This is a genomic window from Pseudomonas sp. LBUM1652 (assembly GCF_059716105.1).
The window spans coordinates 4299185-4318287 of the sequence record NZ_CP166804.1; the positions used below are offsets into that span (position 1 = coordinate 4299185).

15 protein-coding genes are annotated in these 19103 nt (G+C 58.0%); 4 read left to right on the forward strand and 11 right to left on the reverse strand.

The window, feature by feature from the left end:
• Positions 1-5 precede the first annotated feature (5 nt).
• Positions 6-2696, forward strand: coding sequence for a DEAD/DEAH box helicase (locus ACA069_RS19320; RefSeq protein ID WP_497614982.1), 2691 nt, complete (start codon positions 6-8; stop codon positions 2694-2696).
• Between the two features lie 79 nt (positions 2697-2775).
• On the opposite strand, the gene ACA069_RS19325 is transcribed toward ACA069_RS19320, so the two are convergent.
• The 4 genes from ACA069_RS19325 to ACA069_RS19340 form a co-directional block, all read right to left on the reverse strand.
• Positions 2776-6069 (reverse strand): DEAD/DEAH box helicase, encoded by a 3294-nt coding sequence (locus tag ACA069_RS19325; RefSeq protein ID WP_497614984.1) that lies wholly within the window; start codon positions 6067-6069, stop codon positions 2776-2778.
• A 16-nt stretch (positions 6070-6085) separates the two neighbouring features.
• On the reverse strand, positions 6086-6823 hold the full coding sequence (locus ACA069_RS19330; protein ID WP_401271867.1) for an S-methyl-5'-thioinosine phosphorylase: 738 nt from the start codon (positions 6821-6823) through the stop codon (positions 6086-6088).
• Between the two features lie 12 nt (positions 6824-6835).
• On the reverse strand, positions 6836-7846 hold the full coding sequence (gene nagZ / locus ACA069_RS19335) for a beta-N-acetylhexosaminidase (RefSeq protein WP_401271868.1): 1011 nt from the start codon (positions 7844-7846) through the stop codon (positions 6836-6838).
• A gap of 158 nt (positions 7847-8004) precedes the next feature.
• On the reverse strand, positions 8005-8712 hold the full coding sequence (locus ACA069_RS19340; protein ID WP_401271869.1) for a TetR/AcrR family transcriptional regulator: 708 nt from the start codon (positions 8710-8712) through the stop codon (positions 8005-8007).
• Between the two features lie 229 nt (positions 8713-8941).
• On the opposite strand from ACA069_RS19340, the gene lexA reads away from it, so the two are divergent.
• Both lexA and sulA read left to right on the forward strand, forming a co-directional pair.
• Positions 8942-9550, forward strand: coding sequence for a transcriptional repressor LexA (gene lexA, locus ACA069_RS19345; protein WP_003226590.1), 609 nt, complete (start codon positions 8942-8944; stop codon positions 9548-9550).
• A 10-nt stretch (positions 9551-9560) separates the two neighbouring features.
• Positions 9561-10034: an SOS-induced cell division inhibitor SulA gene (gene sulA / locus ACA069_RS19350; RefSeq protein WP_489880936.1), complete on the forward strand. Its 474-nt coding sequence runs from the start codon at positions 9561-9563 to the stop codon at positions 10032-10034.
• Positions 10035-10131: 97 nt separating this feature from the next.
• Here the strand turns inward: sulA and ACA069_RS19355 are convergent, their stop codons facing one another.
• The 7 genes from ACA069_RS19355 to ACA069_RS19385 form a co-directional block, all read right to left on the reverse strand.
• Complete coding sequence (locus tag ACA069_RS19355; protein ID WP_008082203.1) at positions 10132-10365, reverse strand: hypothetical protein; 234 nt, start codon at positions 10363-10365, stop codon at positions 10132-10134.
• 106 nt (positions 10366-10471) lie between these two features.
• A complete protein-coding gene (locus ACA069_RS19360) occupies positions 10472-10996 on the reverse strand; it encodes a DUF6586 family protein (protein ID WP_489880935.1) in 525 nt (174 codons plus the stop codon).
• A gap of 144 nt (positions 10997-11140) precedes the next feature.
• Positions 11141-13774 carry a type I DNA topoisomerase gene (gene topA, locus ACA069_RS19365; RefSeq protein WP_489880934.1) on the reverse strand — a complete coding sequence of 878 codons (2634 nt, stop codon included), beginning with the start codon at positions 13772-13774 and terminating at the stop codon, positions 11141-11143.
• 114 nt (positions 13775-13888) lie between these two features.
• On the reverse strand, positions 13889-14125 hold the full coding sequence (locus ACA069_RS19370) for a DUF1653 domain-containing protein (protein WP_042560169.1): 237 nt from the start codon (positions 14123-14125) through the stop codon (positions 13889-13891).
• Between the two features lie 98 nt (positions 14126-14223).
• A complete protein-coding gene (gene fadA / locus ACA069_RS19375) occupies positions 14224-15399 on the reverse strand; it encodes an acetyl-CoA C-acyltransferase FadA (RefSeq protein ID WP_007910465.1) in 1176 nt (391 codons plus the stop codon).
• A 29-nt stretch (positions 15400-15428) separates the two neighbouring features.
• On the reverse strand, positions 15429-17576 hold the full coding sequence (gene fadB, locus ACA069_RS19380; protein WP_497614988.1) for a fatty acid oxidation complex subunit alpha FadB: 2148 nt from the start codon (positions 17574-17576) through the stop codon (positions 15429-15431).
• Between the two features lie 527 nt (positions 17577-18103).
• On the reverse strand, positions 18104-18541 hold the full coding sequence (locus tag ACA069_RS19385) for a hypothetical protein (protein ID WP_489880933.1): 438 nt from the start codon (positions 18539-18541) through the stop codon (positions 18104-18106).
• 103 nt (positions 18542-18644) lie between these two features.
• Here ACA069_RS19385 and ACA069_RS19390 point away from each other — a divergent pair, with 103 nt between their 5' ends.
• Entirely contained in the window at positions 18645-19082 is a 438-nt protein-coding gene (locus tag ACA069_RS19390) for a universal stress protein (protein WP_489880932.1), read from the forward strand.
• The last annotated feature ends 21 nt before the right edge of the window (positions 19083-19103 follow it).

Here is a 19103-nt window from a genome sequence, read left to right on the forward strand (position 1 = left end):
TCCTTATGTCCGCGCCCCTGAGTAAACCGTTGGCACCCTCCTGGGTCAGCCGATTCAAGGAACAGAGCCTGGAGCGTGGCCGCCGCTACGCTTTGGAAAACCGGGTACGCATCGCCCAGGTCGGCGATGCGACCATTACAGCCAGTTGCGAAGGCTCCGGCGGTAACGTCTACCGTCAGACCATTCAACTGCGCGAGTCGGCAAAAAGCACTTTGCTGCTGGTCGACGCGGCATGCACTTGCCCGGTTCGCAGCAACTGCAAGCACTGCGCAGCGGTGCTGCTGAAAATCCAGGAAACCCTCGACTACCCCGCCGCCGCCAAAGACGCCGAACTACTGGAAAAACTTCAGGCCGTGTTGGAAAACCGCAGCCCGAAAGCGCCGCCGCAGGTGTTGGTCGACAACGTGCAACCGATACCGCGCCTGTGGCTGGCCAGTGTCGAGTTCAGCGCTTTCGAGCCGCGCAACGGCAAGATGCAGCGCTACATTCAACATCGCGCGGCGCTCTCGTTCAGTTATCTGGACGAATACGTCAGCGGGCAGAAAAACAGCGACATCCTGATTCGTCAGGAAACCCAGACGCTGCGGATAAAACGCCATCCGGAAGTCGAACAGTCCTACCGCGAACAGTTACGAATCCTCGGATTCCGCATCGCCACGCGCCAAAGCAAAGCACTCCCGGAAAGCGCCGGCGAACTCTATGAGATGGTCAATGACAGCGCATGGCTGACCTTTACCCTCAACGATCTGCCGAAGCTGCGCACGCAAGGCTGGGAATTGCAGATCGATGAGGAGTTCGGCTTCGACCTGACCGCAGTCGATGATTGGTACGCCACCGTCGAACAGGCACCGGAGCGCGACTGGTTTGATCTGGAACTGGGCATCATCGTCAACGGCGAGCGCCTGAGCCTGCTGCCGATTCTGCTCAATCTGATGCGCTCGCACGCCGAGATTCTCAATCCGGAACGCCTCGCGCGCCGGCGCGACGACGAGCTGATTCTGGTCAATGTGCCCCAACGCAATATCGAACACGGGCCGTTGCAGGTGGCGCTTCCGCTGGGCCGACTGAAACCGGTGCTGGCGACCCTGGGTGAGTTCTATCTGCAAGAGCCCGGCGAAACCACCCTGCGCCTGAGCAAGGCCGACGCCACACGCCTGAATTCGCTGGAAGGCATTCCGCTGCTTTGGGAAGGCGGCGAGCAGATCCGCACGTTCGCCCAGCGCCTGCGCGACATCCGTGATTTCAGTACAGAAGCGCCGGAAGGCCTGAACGCGACGCTGCGCCCCTATCAGCTTGAAGGCTTGAGCTGGATGCAATCGCTGCGGCAACTGGAAGTCGGCGGGATTCTTGCGGACGACATGGGCCTGGGCAAAACCCTACAGACTCTGGCGCATATTCTTAGCGAGAAAAACGCTGGACGCCTGGATCGGCCGTGCATGGTGGTGATGCCTACCAGCCTGATTCCGAACTGGCTCGATGAAGCGGCGCACTTTACGCCGCAACTGAAAGTCGTGGCGCTGTATGGCGCCAGCCGCAAGAAGCACTTCGAGCAGTTGGCCGACTTCGACTTGATCCTCACCACCTACGCGCTGCTGCCCAAGGACGTCGAGATTCTGGCCAAACAGCCGCTGCATGTGTTGGTGCTGGATGAAGCGCAATACATCAAGAACCCGAACAGCAAAGCCGCTCAAGCGGCCCGTGAACTGAATGCGCGCCAGCGCCTGTGCCTGAGCGGTACGCCACTGGAGAATCACCTCGGCGAACTGTGGTCGCTGTTTCACTTTCTGCTGCCCGGCTGGCTCGGCGACGTCAAAAGCTTCAACGCCGATTACCGAGTGCCGATTGAAAAGCGCGGCAGCGAAGTCAGACTTCAGCACCTCAACGGTCGGATAAAGCCGTTTCTGCTGCGCCGCACTAAAGAGCAGGTGGCCACCGAACTGCCGCCGAAGACTGAAATCATCCATTGGGTCGATCTCAACGAAGCCCAACGCGACGTGTACGAAACCATGCGTTTGGCCATGGACAAGAAAGTCCGCGACGAGATCACGCGCAAAGGGGTGGCGCGCAGCCAGATCATCATTCTTGAGGCGTTGCTCAAGTTGCGTCAGGTCTGCTGTGATTTGCGCCTGGTCAACGACGCCACCCTGCCCGCCCGCGGCAGCACCTCGGGCAAGCTCGACAGCCTGATGGAAATGCTTGAGGAGTTGTTCGAAGAGGGTCGGCGGATTCTGCTGTTTTCGCAGTTCACTTCGATGCTGTCACTGATCGAGAACGAGTTGAAAAAACGCAATGTCGCTTACGCCTTATTGACCGGCCAAACCCGGGATAGGCGCACGCCGGTGAAGGAATTTCAGAGCGGCAAGCGTCAGATCTTTCTGATCAGCCTGAAAGCCGGCGGCGTAGGTCTGAACCTGACCGAAGCGGATACGGTGATTCACTACGATCCGTGGTGGAACCCGGCGACCGAGAATCAAGCGACTGACCGCGCGTACCGGATCGGCCAGGAGAAACCGGTGTTCGTCTACAAGATGATTGCCCGGGGCACGGTCGAAGAGAAGATTCAGCATTTGCAGAAGGAAAAGTCCGACTTGGCTGCGGGCGTTCTGGATGGACGCAAGGCTGGCGACTGGAAATTGCAGAATGACGATATTGAAGCGTTGTTTGCGCCGTTGCCGGATAAGCTCGACAAGCGCTGAGATGTTCGTCGCCTGTTAAATAGCTATCGCTGGCTTGCCAGCGATTGGGCCATCAAATATTGGTATCCGGCTTAGGCAATCAACCCTTGGCAACAGGCAACGGCGCAAATAATGCCTCGATGTCGCTCTGCTCCAATTTCCATCCCCCCGTCGTGCCACCCTCGAGCACCGCCCCAGCCAATGCAGCCTTCTCCTGCTGCAACGCCTGTATTTTTTCCTCGACTGTGCCACGAGCTATCAGCTTGTAAACGAACACCGGATTGTTTTGCCCGATTCGATACGCACGATCGGTTGCCTGATTTTCCACCGCCGGGTTCCACCAAGGGTCGAAGTGGATAACCGTGTCCGCAGCGGTCAGATTCAAACCGGTACCCCCGGCCTTCAGACTGATCAGAAACAGCGGCACCTTGCCGCCCTGAAAATCCTTCACCGGTGTGCGCCGATCCGTGGTTTCACCGGTCAGCAACGAATAGGCAATGTCACGTTGCTGCAACTCTTGCTCGATCAAGGCCAGCATCGAGGTGAACTGGGAGAACAGCAGGATCCTGCGCCCCTCGCCCAGCAACTCTTCGAGCATTTCCATCAGGCTGACCAGCTTGCCACTCCCGGAGCGCAGCGCCTTTGCCGTCAACGGCATGTTGATCAGGCGTAAGTCGCAACAGACCTGACGCAGCTTGAGCAAGGCATCCAGAATGATGATCTGACTGCGCGCCACGCCACTGCGGGCAATTTCGTCGCGCACTTTTTTGTCCATTGCCACACGAACCGTTTCATAGACATCGCGCTGGCCGTCGCTCAGATCAACCCAATGGACAATCTCGGTTTTCGGCGGCAACTCGGTCGCCACCTGATCTTTTTTGCGGCGCAGTAAAAAGGGTTTTATCCGCGCCGTCAGATGCTGCATGCGCTCGGCGTTGCCGTGCTTTTCAATCGGCGTGCGGTAGTCGCGATTGAAGGATTTGCTGTCGCCGAGCCAACCGGGCATCAAGAAGTGGAACTGCGACCACAGCTCACCCAAGTGGTTTTCCAGCGGCGTGCCGCTCAAGCACAAGCGCTGACGGGCCTGCAAATCACGCGCGGCTTGAGCTGCCTTGCTGAGCGGATTTTTGATGTTCTGCGCCTCATCTAGAATCAGCACGCTCCATAGCCGCGGCTGCAGAACTTCAAGATCCCTGGGCAGCAAGGCGTAAGTAGTCAGCACCAAATCGTATTCAGCAAAACTGGCGAAGTCTTTTTTCCGCGCGGTGCCATGCAGCGCCAGCACCTTCAACTGCGGCGTGAAACGCAGTGCCTCGTCCAGCCAGTTGGGGATCAGGCTGGTGGGCATCACGGCCAACGCCGGATGATCAAGCCGCCCGGCCTGCTTTTCAGTCAACAGGTGAGCCAGGGTTTGCAAGGTTTTACCCAGCCCCATATCGTCACCGAGAATGCCGCCAACCTCCAGCTCGCGCAGGGTTTGCATCCAGTTGAGGCCTTCGAGCTGATAAGGTCGCATCTGCGCGTTGAGTCCGGCCGGCGCGGCGACTTGCGTATGAGTTGACTCACGCAGGCGCTTGGCAAAATTGCGCAGCCGCTCGCCACCCTGCCAATCGAGCGATACACCTTCAAGCAAACTCAGGCGCGCTGCATCGGGAGCACTCAAGCGCAATTTATCGCCGAGATGATTGCCCAGATACAACTCACTGAGCGTGGCCATCAGCGGTTTGACCCGGCCAAAAGGCAGGGCGACTTTGCCACTGATGCTATTGCTGAAGCGACCGGCACCCAACTCGACCAACAGCAGCTCATCATCACCGCGCTGAGCGAGTCTGGCTGGGTCGAGAAGCTGTGGATGAGTGCGCAACAGGTGCAGAAAAATCGGCAACAGGCTGTGGCGTTCGCCGTTAACGACAATCCCTAATTGCAAATCAAACCACTGCCGTCCCGACTCTTCCTCAACCTCGGCGTACCAATGCTCGACCGGCTCTACGTTGAAATGGAAGTTCTTGCTGACGTCAATCTGCCAGCCTGCCTCGCGCAATGCGGGAATGCCATTTTGAGCAAAGGTGAGCCACGTTGAATCATCGGGCAGGTCAAATCTCTCACCCGGATGATCAACGCTGCTTTTGCGCGTGGCCTTCTTGAAGCCGTGTTTCTGTAGCTGCTGACGCAGGGCTTTTTCGGCAGCAGGCTGACGCTGAATACGCAGGGTTTCAACGCCCGCAAGAACCATCACCTGCGGGTTGCGATCCTGGACGGGATGACCGTCGTAGGTGAACAGCAAAGCTGCACGGTGCTCGGGTTCGTACTGCCAGCGCGTGTAGCGTTTGCCGCTGGCGAGGGTCAGATGAGCCTTGGGCAACACATCATCGACGATCCGCTCCGTGAGCTGGTGCGGCGGGGCCACTTGCGTTGCCGCACTCATCCGATGGCTGAACTGCATCGCTTGGCGGGCCGGAATCTCAGGTGCCAATGCCAAATGACAGGCGAGTTTCTCATCGAGCTCGTTAAACAGCGGGCCGATGTGGTGCCGCTCGCGATCCAGATAATACAGCGGCTCCAGCGCGAGCACGGTTTCCACCGACGCCTCATCGCTGCTCCATTGCGGACGAAAACTGCCATTGGCTTGTTCGGCCCAGGCAAACTGCGCGCTTCTTCTGGCGCCCGCAGTCAGCGGCTGCAACACTTCAAAATCCAGATACAGGCGCGACGTTTTCAACAGCATTTCGAGCAGTTCGGCGCCACTGCTGCCCTCCAGCGGATAGCCACTGTAATAGGCATGATGGGAGTGCATGGCCACGAGCAGCCTGGCAATTCGCAGATCAAGTTCGGTCAGATAACCGGGCTGACGCATCAGCATGTCTGATAGCGAGAACAACGGTTTGACGTCGCGCAGCTCTCCGCTCTTGAGCTGGTAGACCTTGAAGATTTCTACCAGCCACTTGCCCGGCACCGGTGTTGCATTGAGTTTATAAAAGAGCCGCGTACTGGCCGCTTGCGAGGTTTCTTCAGTGGGCTGGGTCGCCACAGGAATACTGGAGAGCCAATGTTCCAGTGATCGGCTCAGTTGAACCGGGGCATCACTTTCAGGCGCTTTATCGGCGCGAGCCTGCAAGTGAAAGAGCACCGCCGCGCTGTGCTTGCAGTTGATCTCGACCGGACAGGAGCAAAAGCAACGCAGACCGAATTGCTCCTGCTGATCTTTAATCAAGTAGATGATCTGTTGATAGACGTAGTTTTCAGAACCCGCGCAGGCCGCCTCAATCATCTCGTCATCGACTAAATGGATTTCTATCCTATCCTCGATGGCGTAATCGCGAGCCTTGGCCAGAGCATTACGGCTGAATGCCTCAGTCCACGGCAGCGAGTGAAGCTGACTGATGATTGTCGTCATGGCGTTTATCACCCCTTCAGCCGGCCAACAACCGCGCCAACGCCGACTTCACCTTCCCCAGCCCGTCATGCAACGCCTGCTCGATCTCGGCCATGGTGATCACTTCGGCGGTCTTGCCAGCCGCCGGATTCACCACCAACGCCAAACAGGCGTAATCCAGATCCAGCTCACGAGCCAGTGCCGCTTCCGGCATACCGGTCATGCCAACGATGTCGCAACCATCACGCTCCAGTCGCACGATCTCGGCAACAGTCTCCAGGCGTGGGCCTTGGGTACAGGCGTAAACACCCTGATCGCTGTACTCGCAACCTTCGGCGGCCACCGCAGCAATCAATTGCTGACGCAGCGGCTCGCTGTAGGGGAAGCTGAAATCGATGTGGGTGACATGTTCCAGATCATCGGCGAAGTAAGTGTGCTCGCGCCCGCTGGTGTAATCGACGATCTGATGTGGCACGCAGAAATGCCCGGTGCCCATCGCCGGATGAATCCCGCCAACGGCATTGACCGCAATGATCGCTTCGGCACCTGCCTGCTTCAGCGCCCACAGATTGGCGCGGTAGTTGACCTTGTGCGGCGGGAAACGATGCGGGTGGCCGTGACGGGCAAGGAACAGCACTTCCTTGCCGGCATATTCGCCGATTTGCACGTCGGCCGACGGCGCGCCGTAAGGGGTGTCCACCGCCAGCGATTGGCGAATGCTCAAACCTTCAAGCTGGGTCAGGCCGGTGCCACCGATGATTGCGTAAACCGTCATAACGAAAAATCCTCAATCGATCAGTTGAGCTTCTTTCAGCGCGCCGATAGCGGTGAGCCAACGCGGATCCTGACGGTAGTCGGTGCTGGCGAACGCCTGACCACGCATCCTCGCGATGCGCGCCGATGGCTTGACCTTCATCCGTTGTGCGGCGCTCAAGGCCAACTCGGCGGCGGCGCGGTCGTTGCACACCAGGCCCATGTCGCAACCGGCACTGAGTGCCGCTTCGATACGACTGGCGGCGTCGCCGACCACGTGGGCGCCAGCCATCGACAGATCGTCGCTGAAGATCACGCCGTCAAACTGCAACTCGCCGCGCAGGATGTCCTGCAACCAGCGGCGGGAGAAACCGGCGGGCTGCGAATCGACTTGCGGGTAGATAACGTGGGCTGGCATGACCGCAGCCAGATGTTTGCTGAGTCTGGCGAAGGGTACGAGGTCGTTGGCGCGGATTTCGTCGAGGCTTCGCTCGTCATTCGGGATCGCGACATGAGAGTCCGCTTCGGCCCAGCCGTGACCAGGGAAGTGCTTGCCGGTGGCGGCCATCCCGGCGCTGTTCATGCCACGGATGAAGGCTCCGGCGAGCAGAGCCGCGCGCTCGGCATCTCCTTCGAACGAACGCGTGCCAACCACGGCGCTGCGTTGGTAATCCAGATCGAGCACCGGGGCGAAACTCAGGTCGAGTCCGACCGCCAGCACCTCGGTGGCCATGATCCAGCCGCACTGCTCGGCCAGATATTCGGCGTTCGGATTGTCGGCGATGGCGCGCATGGCCGGCAGGCGCACAAAGCCTTGACGCAGACGCTGCACGCGGCCGCCCTCCTGGTCCACCGCCAGCAGCAGATCCGGACGAATCGCACGGATCGCCGCGCTGAGTTCACGCACCTGGCGCGGATGCTCGATATTGCGGGCAAAAATGATCAGGCCGCCCACTTCGGGCTGGCGCAACAATTGGCGATCTTCGGCCGTCAGCCAGGTACCGGCGACGTCCACCATCAACGAGCCTTGCAGGCCAGCAGTCATAGAGATTCCTTGAAAACGAAAAACCCGTTGCGCACGAGATCGCCACCGAAGGCAGTGCCCGGCAGGTCAGCGATATCGATAGAGAACGGGTTCAGAACGAGAGTCGGCATGGGCGGCTAGCTTAGCGGATACAAGCTGCCGCGCCCACCCGTGTGCGGTCAAACCTTGGCGGCTACCGGCATTGATTTGCTGCGCGGGCGCAACTGCGCGGTGGCCATGGCAGCGTCGGTGACGCCGGTCTCTGCGCGCATGCCTGCGGCAAGGAACGGCACCATCAGGCGCATGACTTGTTCGATGGAGGTGTTAACGCCGAAATCGGTCTCTGCGATCGCACGCAAAGCCTTGATGCCGGACATGCTGAACGCCGCCGCACCGAGCATGAAGTGCACGCGCCAAAACAGTTCTATCGGAGGAATGCGCGGCGCCGCCTCGTTGACCAGCAGCATGTAACGGCGGAACACCTTGCCGTACATGTCTTCCAGATAACGACGCAGGTGCCCCTGGCTTTGGCTGAACGCCAAACCGAGCAACCGCATGAAGATCGACAGATCATTGCCACTGCGCGGCTGGACCACGAGCGCCTGCTCAACAAGGATTTCCAGCAACTCTTCGAGGGTCGGCTTGTTTTCAGGCTTGGCCTGGCGTCGCTCCAGCTCCTTATCGAGGCTGATACAGAACGGCCCGAGGAATCGCGAGAAAACGGCTTGAATCAGCGCTTTCTTGGAGCCGAAATGATAGTTCACCGCTGCCAGGTTGACGCCAGCCTTGCTGGTAATCAAACGCAATGAGGTTTCAGCGAAACCTTTCTCCGCGAACAACTGCTCGGCAGCATCAAGAATGCGTTCAACGGTTTCCGACTGGGCCATGGCTACTCCGCCTGACAAACACTTGTTTGAAACATACGTTTCAGCCTGTGCCTTGTCAAGCCTGCCTGTTCGTTTTGGGAATGGTCGGTCAGCTATTTAACCACACAAGGCCAGTGCATTAATAAGCACGTCTGCCGACCGTCCGGCGGCCTGCAAAAAAACGGGCATTGCCAAGACTGCTTCACTGTATATAATCCCAGTCACTGTATAAAAAGACAGAGCGATCATTATGCTAAAGCTGACGCCACGCCAAGCCGAGATTCTGGCCTTCATCAAACGTTGCCTCGAAGACAATGGCTACCCGCCGACCCGCGCGGAAATCGCTCAGGAACTGGGTTTCAAATCGCCCAATGCTGCGGAAGAACACCTCAAGGCACTGGCCCGCAAGGGCGCCATCGAAATGACCCCGGGCGCTTCTCGCGGCATTCGAATCCCTGGTTTCGAAGCCAAGGCCGACGACTCTACCCTGCCCATCATCGGCCGAGTCGCAGCCGGCGCGCCGATCCTTGCCCAGCAGCACATCGAAGAATCCTGCAACATCAATCCGGCGTTCTTCCACCCACGTGCCGACTATCTGCTGCGCGTGCACGGCATGAGCATGAAGGACATTGGCATTTTCGACGGCGACCTTCTGGCAGTCCACACCACCCGTGAAGCGCGTAATGGCCAGGTTGTCGTCGCCCGCATTGGCGATGAAGTGACCGTCAAACGCTTCAAGCGTGAAGGCAGCAAAGTCTGGCTGATCGCAGAAAACCCTGAATTTGCCCCCATCGAAGTCGACCTGAAAGATCAGGAACTGGTGATTGAAGGCTTGAGTGTCGGCGTAATCCGCCGCTAAAGGAGGCTTTATGCAGTTCCCACACACACCTCAGCAAACACAACTGCCTTTATTCGATGCGTTTCTGGCGCAACCGATGGCGCCGATCCTGAAAGACGTGGTCGAACGCCCTTGGAATGCCGAACCCGAAGTATTCAGTGAGCTGTCACTGCGCGGTGCGACCGGGAGCTGTCTGAACCTGCTCGCCCCGATACTTCGCGAATTGAGCGACGATCAAGACGCACGCTGGCTGACGCTGATTGCGCCACCCGCCAGCCTGACCCAATCATGGTTGCGGGATGCAGGCCTGAACCGCGAGCGCATTCTGCTGCTGCAACCCAGAGGCACACAAAGTGCTCATCAATTGGCCTGCGAAGCGTTGCGTCTAGGTCGCAGCCATACGGTAGTCACTTGGCTCAACCCACTGAACACGAGTTCACGACAACAACTGATCAGCGCTGCACGCACAGGCGACGCTCAGAGTCTGAACATTCGATTGGGTTGATTGGCTGGTTTGGTGCGCTGTTTGAAGCGCAGGGCTTCTCCATGGATAGAGAAGCCGATCTGAAGCGGTATCGACAGGAACCAAAAGCAGTCGGGAATCAATGAAGAACCCGAGGCCCTTCTTCCTTATCAAACTCACCTTCAATCATCCGGCCTGCCATCTGCACGCCGACGCTCAACATCGCCTTGGCGATTTCCACGTGCTGGCCCTGCAGGAATGTCTTGGCATCCTCGGAGAAATCCAGAGTCACCAAAGAACCCTCGTCCTCAGCCCTGCGCAGTTCGATTCGGCCGTCGGGTAACTCGACAATTTCTAGAAAGGACGTTGGCATATAGGTCTGTTCTCCACGAAAGGCAGGCATTATATAGACATCATTCAGGCTTCGCTCGGGATCTTGACCAGCAGCATGTTTCAGATTGCCACCGTGTCAATCCTCGTCAGCACTCGTTCAAACCTTCGCGAAAACGAATGGCCAGACCTTTGAGGTTTTGCCGCCAACTCTCAAGCTCCTCTCGACTCAACTCCTGCGGCGCCTCTTCCTCATCCAGGTTAACCGCCTGAATCAATGGCTGTGTGACGTCACCCTTGGGCTTGCGTGGCGCCCGTGGCGGCTGGAACAGCGCCGAATGCGCTGCCAACAGTTTTGCCAGCCAGGTTTCCGGATTGCCCGCCAGTTCAACCATTTCAGCCAGCTCGGGAATGGCAATCGACTCCAGCACTTCGCGTGTCAGCAACATCTCGGCCCGTGGCGCATTGGCCTGCGGCAGTCGATAGAACCCGGCGATCTCGTGACACAAACCCAACAGCGCGCCGTACAAGTGGAACAACGTCGATTCGCGCCCAGCCTGAATCAGCGCCAAGGAGTTCATCGCCCGCCCCTCTTCAGCCCGAGCCAAGGCTTCCAGCGACAGGCCGGCGAAATAGATTTTCTGATTGGTACGGGTATAGAACTCGTGGGCCATGACGGCAGTCTCCACAACGAAATAATTGCTTCACACAGGCCGGACAGTGTCGTGGATCAGCCGATCTCACCGCAAGCACAAAACAAAAAGGCCGCATGAAAACCCATAGGTTCTCATGCGGCCTTTTCAGTATCAGCCTAACGCTTACTCAGCCTTGGCCTTTGCAGAGCGCTTGTCTTCAACCGTCCATTTACCACCGTCGAAGTACGCCTTCCAACCAGTAGGCTTGCCGTCGACTTCGGTTTGCACGTATTGCTCCTTGGTCTTGCGGCTGTAGCGGATCACCGCTGGCAGACCATCAGGATCCTTCTGCGGCGCTTCGCACAGGAAGTGGTACTTCGGATCGATTTCGTCCTTGTGCGGCAGAATCTCGATCACCAGCGGAGCACGGGTCTCACGGTTTTTCGGGAACTGACTGGCCGCAAGGAACAGACCAGACGCACCGTCACGCAGGATGTAGGTGTCGTTGACCTTTTCGCATTTCAGCTCAGGCATCTTCACCGGATCCATCTTCGGCGGCGCCGCATCACCGCTTTTCAGCAGTTTGCGGGTGTTCTTGCACGTCGCATTGGTACAACCGAAGAACTTGCCGAAACGGCCGGTCTTGAGCTGCATCTCGCTGCCGCACTTGTCGCACTCCAGGCTCGGACCTTCGTAGCCCTTGATGCGATAGCTGCCTTCTTCGATTTCGTAGCCCGCGCAATCCGGGTTGTTACCGCAGATGTGCAGCTTGCGCTTCTCGTCGAGCAGGTAAGCGTCCATCGCCGTGCTGCAGATCGGGCAGCGGTGCTTGCCGCGCAGCACCAGGGATTCCGATTCACCCTCGTCGTCCGCAGCGATCTCGTCGCCCGGCACCAGATTGACAGTGGCCTTGCAGCGCTCTTTCGGTGGCAGGCTGTAGCCCGAGCAGCCGAGGAATACACCGGTCGACGCGGTACGGATCTGCATCGGACGGCCGCAAGTCGTGCACGGAATGTCAGTCATTACCGGCTGGTTGGCACGCATGCCGCTTTCAGGGTTTTCGGCTACTTCCAGTTTCTTTTTGAAGTCGCCGTAGAACTCGTCCAGCACGTTTTTCCAGTCGCGCTCGCCCTGGGCCACGTCATCGAGGTTCTCTTCCATGCCGGCGGTGAAGCCATAGTCCATGAGGTTCGAGAAGCTCTCAGACAGACGCTCGGTAACGATGTCGCCCATCTTTTCCGAATAGAAACGACGGTTATGCAGGGTCACGTAACCGCGATCCTGAATGGTCGAAATAATCGCCGCGTAGGTCGAAGGACGACCGATGCCGCGCTTTTCCATTTCCTTCACGAGGCTGGCTTCGGAGTAACGAGCCGGCGGCTTGGTGAAGTGCTGCGATGGATCTAGCTTGATCAGCTTCATCACATCGCCCTGCGCCATATCGGGCAGCACGTCGTCGTCACCAGGTTTGGCAATTTGCGGCATGACGCGGGTGTAACCGTCGAATTTCAGGATACGGCCCTTGGCGCGCAGCTCGAAATCACCAGCACCGACGCTGACGGTAGTCGACAGGTACTGCGCCGGCAGCATCTGGCAAGCCAGGAATTGACGCCAGATCAGCTCGTAGAGACGCTCCGCATCACGCTCCATGCCGGCAAGCTTGCTCGGAATGGTATTGGCATCGGACGGACGAATCGCTTCGTGAGCCTCTTGTGCGCCTTCCTTGCTGCTGTAGACGTTTGGCGTTTCCGGCAGGTATTTCTTGCCGAACTCGTCTTCGATATAAGCACGCGCCATCGTCACGGCATCCGCCGAGAGGTTGGTCGAGTCGGTACGCATATAAGTGATGTAGCCGGCTTCATACAGACGCTGGGCCATCATCATGGTTTTCTTCACGCCGAAGCCAAGGCGGTTGCTCGCAGCCTGTTGCAACGTAGACGTGATGAACGGTGCCGACGGCTTGCTGCTGGTCGGTTTGTCTTCGCGCTTGACGATGCTGTAGCTGGAAGACTTGAGCTTCTCCAGCGCGGCCATGGCCTGGGCTTCGTTCAGCGGCTTGAAGGCTTCGCCTTTCTCGCGGGCGACTTCGAAACGTACTGTCGATCCCTTGGTGGTGCCGAGATCGGCATGCACTTCCCAGTACTCTTCCGGGTTGAACGCACGGATTTCACGCTCACGCTCGACCACCAGTTTCACGGCAACCGATTGCACACGACCGGCGGACAGGCCACGGGCGATTTTGGCCCACAGCAGCGGCGAGACCATGTAGCCAACGACGCGATCGAGGAAGCGACGCGCCTGCTGAGCGTTGACACGATCGATGTCCAGCTCGCCTGGCTTGGAGAAGGCCTCCTGAATGGCCTTTTTGGTGATTTCGTTGAACACCACGCGCTTGTAGCGGCTGTCGTCACCACCGATGGCTTCGCGCAGGTGCCATGCAATGGCTTCCCCCTCGCGATCCAAGTCGGTTGCGAGATAGATGGTGTCAGCATCTTTGGCGAGCCTGCGCAGCTCTTCGATCACCTTCTCTTTGCCCGGGAGGATCTCGTACTTGGCTTTCCAGCCATGATCGGGATCGACACCCATACGCGAGACGAGCTGCTTGCGCGCCTTCTCCTTCGGCGTGAGCACCGGACCTTCGCCTGCGGCAGCCTTGCCGCGCTTGGCGGCTGGCTCTTTGCTGGCGCTAGCCGAACCGCTGGTGGGCAGGTCTCGGATATGGCCGATACTCGACTTCACCACGTATTGGTTACCCAGATACTTGTTGATGGTCTTGGCCTTAGCCGGGGATTCCACAATGACCAGCGATTTGCCCATGGATCAGAAAATTCCTGAATTCTAGAAGTGAAAGGCGGTTGGCGCCTGACGCGGCACCGCTATATATAGTTGATACAAGGTGAGGTCAAGCACAGGGTTCTGTGCGCACTCGCCTCAGGCCTTGGAAAAAAGGCTCGGTTCGGCTTGCACCAAAGCAAAGCGTGGCACCTGCTCGCCGTCAACCTCGACCGACTCCAGAAACATGCTCAAGGGACGCACCCAAAAGCCGTAATCGCCATACAGGGCTTGGTAAAAGACCACTTCTTCTTCAGTCTCGGAATGCCGCGCAACATTGAATACACGGTACTGCGGACCTTTGTAATGTTGGTAGAGCCCAGGTTGTATCGGCATGGTTTGGCCCTCACTCAAATTTTTTCAAAATAAAAACAAAATAAATCCACAAAAACAAAAACCGGGGCACTTGGCCCCGGCTTCCATCGACGAGACGCTTAAACGCGTTCGAAGACGGTAGAGATGCCTTGGCCGAGACCAATGCACATAGTGGCCACCCCGAAGGTGCCGCTATTCTGCTTCATCACGTTCAGCAGGGTGCCGGAAATACGCGCACCGGAGCAACCGAACGGGTGACCCAGGGCGATCGCGCCGCCGTGCAGGTTAACCTTCTCGTTCATCTTGTCGAGTACTTTCAGATCTTTCAGCACTGGCAGAGCCTGTGCGGCGAAAGCTTCGTTAAGCTCGAAGAAGTCGATATCGTTGATGCCAAGGCCCGCACGCTTCAGGGCTTTTTGTGTCGCCGGAACTGGACCATAGCCCATGATCGCCGGATCCACACCCGCTACTGCCATCGAACGGATCACCGCCATTGGCTGAATACCCAGGTCCTGCGCACGCTGCGCCGACATCACGATCATGCACGAAGCACCATCGGTGATCTGCGACGAAGTACCGGCAGTCACGGTGCCGCCCTTTGGATTGAAGGCAGGCTTAAGGGCCGCCAGACTTTCCAGGGTGGTTTCCGGACGAATGGTTTCGTCGTAGTCGAACAGTTTCAGGAAACCGTTCTCGTCATAGCCCTGCATCGGGATGATTTCGTCTTTGAACTTGCCTTCCACAGTAGCCTTGTGGGCCAACTGGTGGGAACGCACGCCGAAAGCATCTTGCTGCTCGCGAGTAATGCCGTGCATTTTGCCAAGCATTTCAGCGGTCAGGCCCATCATGCCCGAGGCTTTCGCCGCGTACAGCGACATGTGCGGGTTCGGATCGACACCGTGCATCATGCTCACGTGACCCATATGCTCGACGCCGCCAACCACGAAGACGTCACCGTTGCCGGTCATGATCGCTTGCGCAGCAGTGTGCAGAGCACTCATCGACGAGCCACACAGACGGCTGACGGTCTGACCGGCCGAGGTGTGCGGGATCTGGGTCATCAGCGACGCCATGCGCGCAATGTTCCAGCCCTGCTCCAGGGTCTGGTTTACACAGCCCCAGATCACATCCTCGACTTCTGCAGGATCAACCTTGGCGTTGCGTTCCAGCAGTTTGCTGATCAGGTGCGCCGACATGTCTTCGGCGCGGGTGTTGCGGTGCATGCCGCCCTTGGAGCGGCCCATCGGAGTACGACCGAAGTCGACAATCACGACGTCTCTAGGATTCAAGCTCATAAGTTCACTCTCACTCTAGTTGGGGGCGCTTAACCGAAGAAGCGTTGGCCGTTTTTGGCCATTTCGCGCAGCTTCGCGGTCGGGTGGTACAGCGCGCCCAAATCAGCGTACTGGTCAGCCAGGGCAACGAACTCGGCAACACCGATCGAATCGATGTAGCGCAGCGCACCACCACGGAATGGAGGGAAACCGATGCCGTAGACCAGACCCATGTCGGCTTCAGCGGCAGTTTCAACGATACCGTCTTCCAGGCAACGCACGGTTTCCAGGCACAGCGGGATCATCATCCAGTTGATGATGTCTTCGTCTGTGACTTCGCGCTGCTCGTAAACGATCGGCTTGAGCACTTCCAGTACCGACGGATCGGCGACTTTCTTCTGCTTGCCTTTCTTGTCGGCCTCGTAGGCGTAGAAGCCCTTGCCGTTCTTCTGACCCAGGCGCTTGGCTTCGTACAGCACGTCGATGGCCGAGCGACGGTCATCCTTCATGCGGTCCGGGAAACCTTCAGCCATCACGTCACGACCGTGGTGACCGGTGTCGATGCCGACCACGTCCATCAGGTACGCCGGGCCCATTGGCCAGCCGAATTTTTCCATGACTTTGTCAATGCGGACGAAGTCCACACCGGCGCTGACCAGCTTGGCGAAACCGCCGAAGTACGGGAACAGCACGCGGTTGACCAGGAAGCCCGGGCAGTCGTTGACGACGATCGGGTTCTTGCCCATTTTCTTGGCGTAGGCAACGGTGGTGGCAACTGCCAGCTCGCTGGACTTCTCGCCACGGATCACTTCCACCAGCGGCATCATGTGCACCGGGTTGAAGAAGTGCATGCCGACGAAGTTTTCCGGACGCTTGAGGGCCTTGGCCAACAGGCTGATGGAAATGGTCGAGGTGTTGGACGCGAGGATGGTGTCCTCTTTGACCTTGTCTTCGACTTCCGCCAGCACGGCTTGCTTGATCTTCGGGTTCTCGACCACAGCTTCGACCACCAGGTCGACGTGACCGAAATCGCCGTAGGATAGGGTCGGACGAATGCCGTTGAGCACTTCAGCCATTTTCGCTGCGGTCATGCGACCTTTATCAACGCGGCCAACCAGCAGTTTGGCGGCTTCGGCCAGACCCTGCTCGATACCGTGCTCGTTGATGTCCTTCATCAGGATCGGCGTGCCTTTGGAGGCCGACTGATAAGCGATACCGCCACCCATGATACCGGCGCCGAGTACGGCTGCCTGCTTCACGTCCTTGGCGATTTCATCGTAGGCCTTGGCCTTTTTCTTCAGCTCCTGATCGTTCAGGAACAGACCGATCAAGCTCTGCGCGGCAGAGGTCTTGGCCAGTTTGACGAAACCTGCAGCTTCAACTTCCAGCGCCTTGTCACGACCGAAGTTCGCGGCTTTCTGGATGGTTTTGATTGCTTCAACCGGCGCCGGATAGTTCGGGCCAGCCTGACCGGCCACGAAACCTTTGGCTGTTTCGAAAGCCATCATTTGTTCAATGGCGTTCAGCTTGAGCTTTTCCAGCTTCGGCTGACGCTTGGCCTTGTAGTCGAACTCGCCGGAGATGGCGCGCTTGATCAGTTCAAGGGCAGCTTCCTGCAGCTTCTCTGGAGCAACCACGGCGTCGACTGCGCTGACTTTCAGGGCGTCTTCAGGGCGGTTTTCCTTACCGGCGGCAATCCACTCGATAGCGTTGTCGACACCGATCAGACGCGGCAGACGCACAGTACCGCCGAAGCCTGGGTAGATACCCAGTTTGACTTCCGGCAGACCGATCTTGGCCTTGGTGGACATGACGCGGTAGTCAGCCGCCAGGCACATTTCCAGACCGCCACCCAGTGCGATACCGTTGATCGCGGCCACGGTCGGAACGTTGAGGTCTTCGAAATCGCTGAAGATCTTGTTGGCTTCGAGATTGCCAGCAACCAGCTCGGCATCCGGCAGCTTGAAGTTGTCGACAAATTCGGTGATGTCGGCGCCGACGATGAACACGTCCTTGCCACTGCTGACGATCACGCCCTTGATCGAAGCATCTGCCTTGATGGCGTCTACGGCCTGACGCAGTTCGTTCAGGGTAAGACGGTTGAACTTGTTGACGGACTCACCCTTGAGGTCGAATTTCAATTCGACGATGCCACTTTCAAGAGCTTTAACCGTGATGGCTTTACCTTCGTAAATCATCAACTGATCTCCACGATATGGAAGCTGAACAGTACACGTCGGACGCAGGCGAATGGCTCGGCAGGACGCTTTTTCGTCGATGCTGACGCCAATCCACCCGGCACACCCGCCAACGCGATAGTCGGGATTCTGTAGGAGCGCTCTGTAAGACAAACGCTCAATTCATACGCCCGTTTGATTTGGGTACGTCACCTTCACGGAATTTCCAACAATTGTCAATCGCCCAAAATACGGGTTGAAATGCGACTTTGCGGTCATTTCCGTACCACGAAGACCAGCAACACGCGTCTTCATGTGCAGCCATTCATAAGATCAATAGTTAGAAAAGTCGCCCTAATTCGCGGCAAGCCTTGTTTAACAGGCTACGCTGGCAGGACTACAGAAAAATTTGCTGACTTACCGACGTTACTTCAGTGAAAAAAGAGTTACCGGCCTGCCTGGCCAACCCAGCCCGATGAATGATGTCGGGCTTTTTATTGCTCGTCTGCCGGCCCCTTCGCACCGTTGCAGTGCGAAAATTCCGCGAGTCACGCCAGCGCTTTCAGTGTGGCGTCGATTTCCTTCAAAACCGTCGCCTCGCCCTTCTCGCCCCAATACAAAGCAATCATCTGCTTGTCCGCCTCCACCTTGAAGACGTTGTCCGGCAATTTTTCGAAATGATTGAGCAACGCCCCATCTTCGCAGACTTCTTGCCACTGATTGACCCACACGCCCGGCGATTTCTGCCAGTACGTCCAGCACGCCGGCTGATTGCCACGGCGCGGCCGATGGTACTGCGCGCACGGGCTCGGCGGCTCTTGCGACAGCCAGTGCGGCCATTCCTGAGGTGCCAGTTGCATGGCCAGGCCGATGCGCCGAGCCTCCATGCGCAGGGCGATGCGGCCACTCTGCGCCCGCGATGGGCGCAACCACGCCAGCGGACTCAATACCACCAGCAGGATTGACACCACTATCCAGACCGTCATATCTGTACTCCCGAATCTTGATGAGCCCATTGCGTCACTTTGGAACCAATGCGCTTGAAACCAGCCATACTTACCAATATTGAAACCTCAGGAGGAGCACCTCATGCCCTACCACCACATCCTGGTCGCCGTAGATCTGACCGAAGAGTGCGACCCTGTTATCCACCGCGCCCGAGAGCTGTCGGTGAGCAATGGCGCCCAGCTGTCGCTGGTACATATTGTCGAACCGATGGCCATGGCATTCGGCGGCGACGTGCCGATGGACCTGTCACAACTGCAACAGCAGCAATTCGATCAAGCCAAGGAACGCCTTGAGCGCCTGAAGCTCAAGTACTCCGAACTCGAAGGTGCCAACTGCCACTTGGCCTACGGCCAGCCGCGCCAGGAAATCCACCATTTCGCCAAGGAAAAGACCTGCGACTTGATCGTGGTCGGCAGTCACGGCCGGCATGGTCTGGCGCTGCTGCTCGGCTCGACCGCCAACGATGTACTGCACGGCGCGCCTTGTGATGTGCTGGCGGTGCATCTGGTCAAACGCTAAACCCTTCGGCAGTTCCTGCAA

Coding starts and splice junctions, on each gene's coding strand:
- sulA (WP_489880936.1), top strand. CDS start 9,561: ATGCAGTTCCCACACACACCTCAGCAAACACAACTGCCTTTATTCGAT.
- ACA069_RS19370 (WP_042560169.1), bottom strand. CDS start 14,125: ATGCCGATACAACCTGGGCTCTACCAACATTACAAAGGTCCGCAGTAC.
- topA (WP_489880934.1), bottom strand. CDS start 13,774: ATGGGCAAATCGCTGGTCATTGTGGAATCCCCGGCTAAGGCCAAGACC.
- lexA (WP_003226590.1), top strand. CDS start 8,942: ATGCTAAAGCTGACGCCACGCCAAGCCGAGATTCTGGCCTTCATCAAA.
- ACA069_RS19360 (WP_489880935.1), bottom strand. CDS start 10,996: ATGGCCCACGAGTTCTATACCCGTACCAATCAGAAAATCTATTTCGCC.
- fadB (WP_497614988.1), bottom strand. CDS start 17,576: ATGATTTACGAAGGTAAAGCCATCACGGTTAAAGCTCTTGAAAGTGGC.
- nagZ (WP_401271868.1), bottom strand. CDS start 7,846: ATGACTGCTGGCCTGCAAGGCTCGTTGATGGTGGACGTCGCCGGTACC.
- ACA069_RS19340 (WP_401271869.1), bottom strand. CDS start 8,712: ATGGCCCAGTCGGAAACCGTTGAACGCATTCTTGATGCTGCCGAGCAG.
- ACA069_RS19390 (WP_489880932.1), top strand. CDS start 18,645: ATGCCCTACCACCACATCCTGGTCGCCGTAGATCTGACCGAAGAGTGC.
- ACA069_RS19330 (WP_401271867.1), bottom strand. CDS start 6,823: ATGACGGTTTACGCAATCATCGGTGGCACCGGCCTGACCCAGCTTGAA.
- ACA069_RS19325 (WP_497614984.1), bottom strand. CDS start 6,069: ATGACGACAATCATCAGTCAGCTTCACTCGCTGCCGTGGACTGAGGCA.
- ACA069_RS19385 (WP_489880933.1), bottom strand. CDS start 18,541: ATGACGGTCTGGATAGTGGTGTCAATCCTGCTGGTGGTATTGAGTCCG.
- ACA069_RS19320 (WP_497614982.1), top strand. CDS start 6: ATGTCCGCGCCCCTGAGTAAACCGTTGGCACCCTCCTGGGTCAGCCGA.
- ACA069_RS19355 (WP_008082203.1), bottom strand. CDS start 10,365: ATGCCAACGTCCTTTCTAGAAATTGTCGAGTTACCCGACGGCCGAATC.
- fadA (WP_007910465.1), bottom strand. CDS start 15,399: ATGAGCTTGAATCCTAGAGACGTCGTGATTGTCGACTTCGGTCGTACT.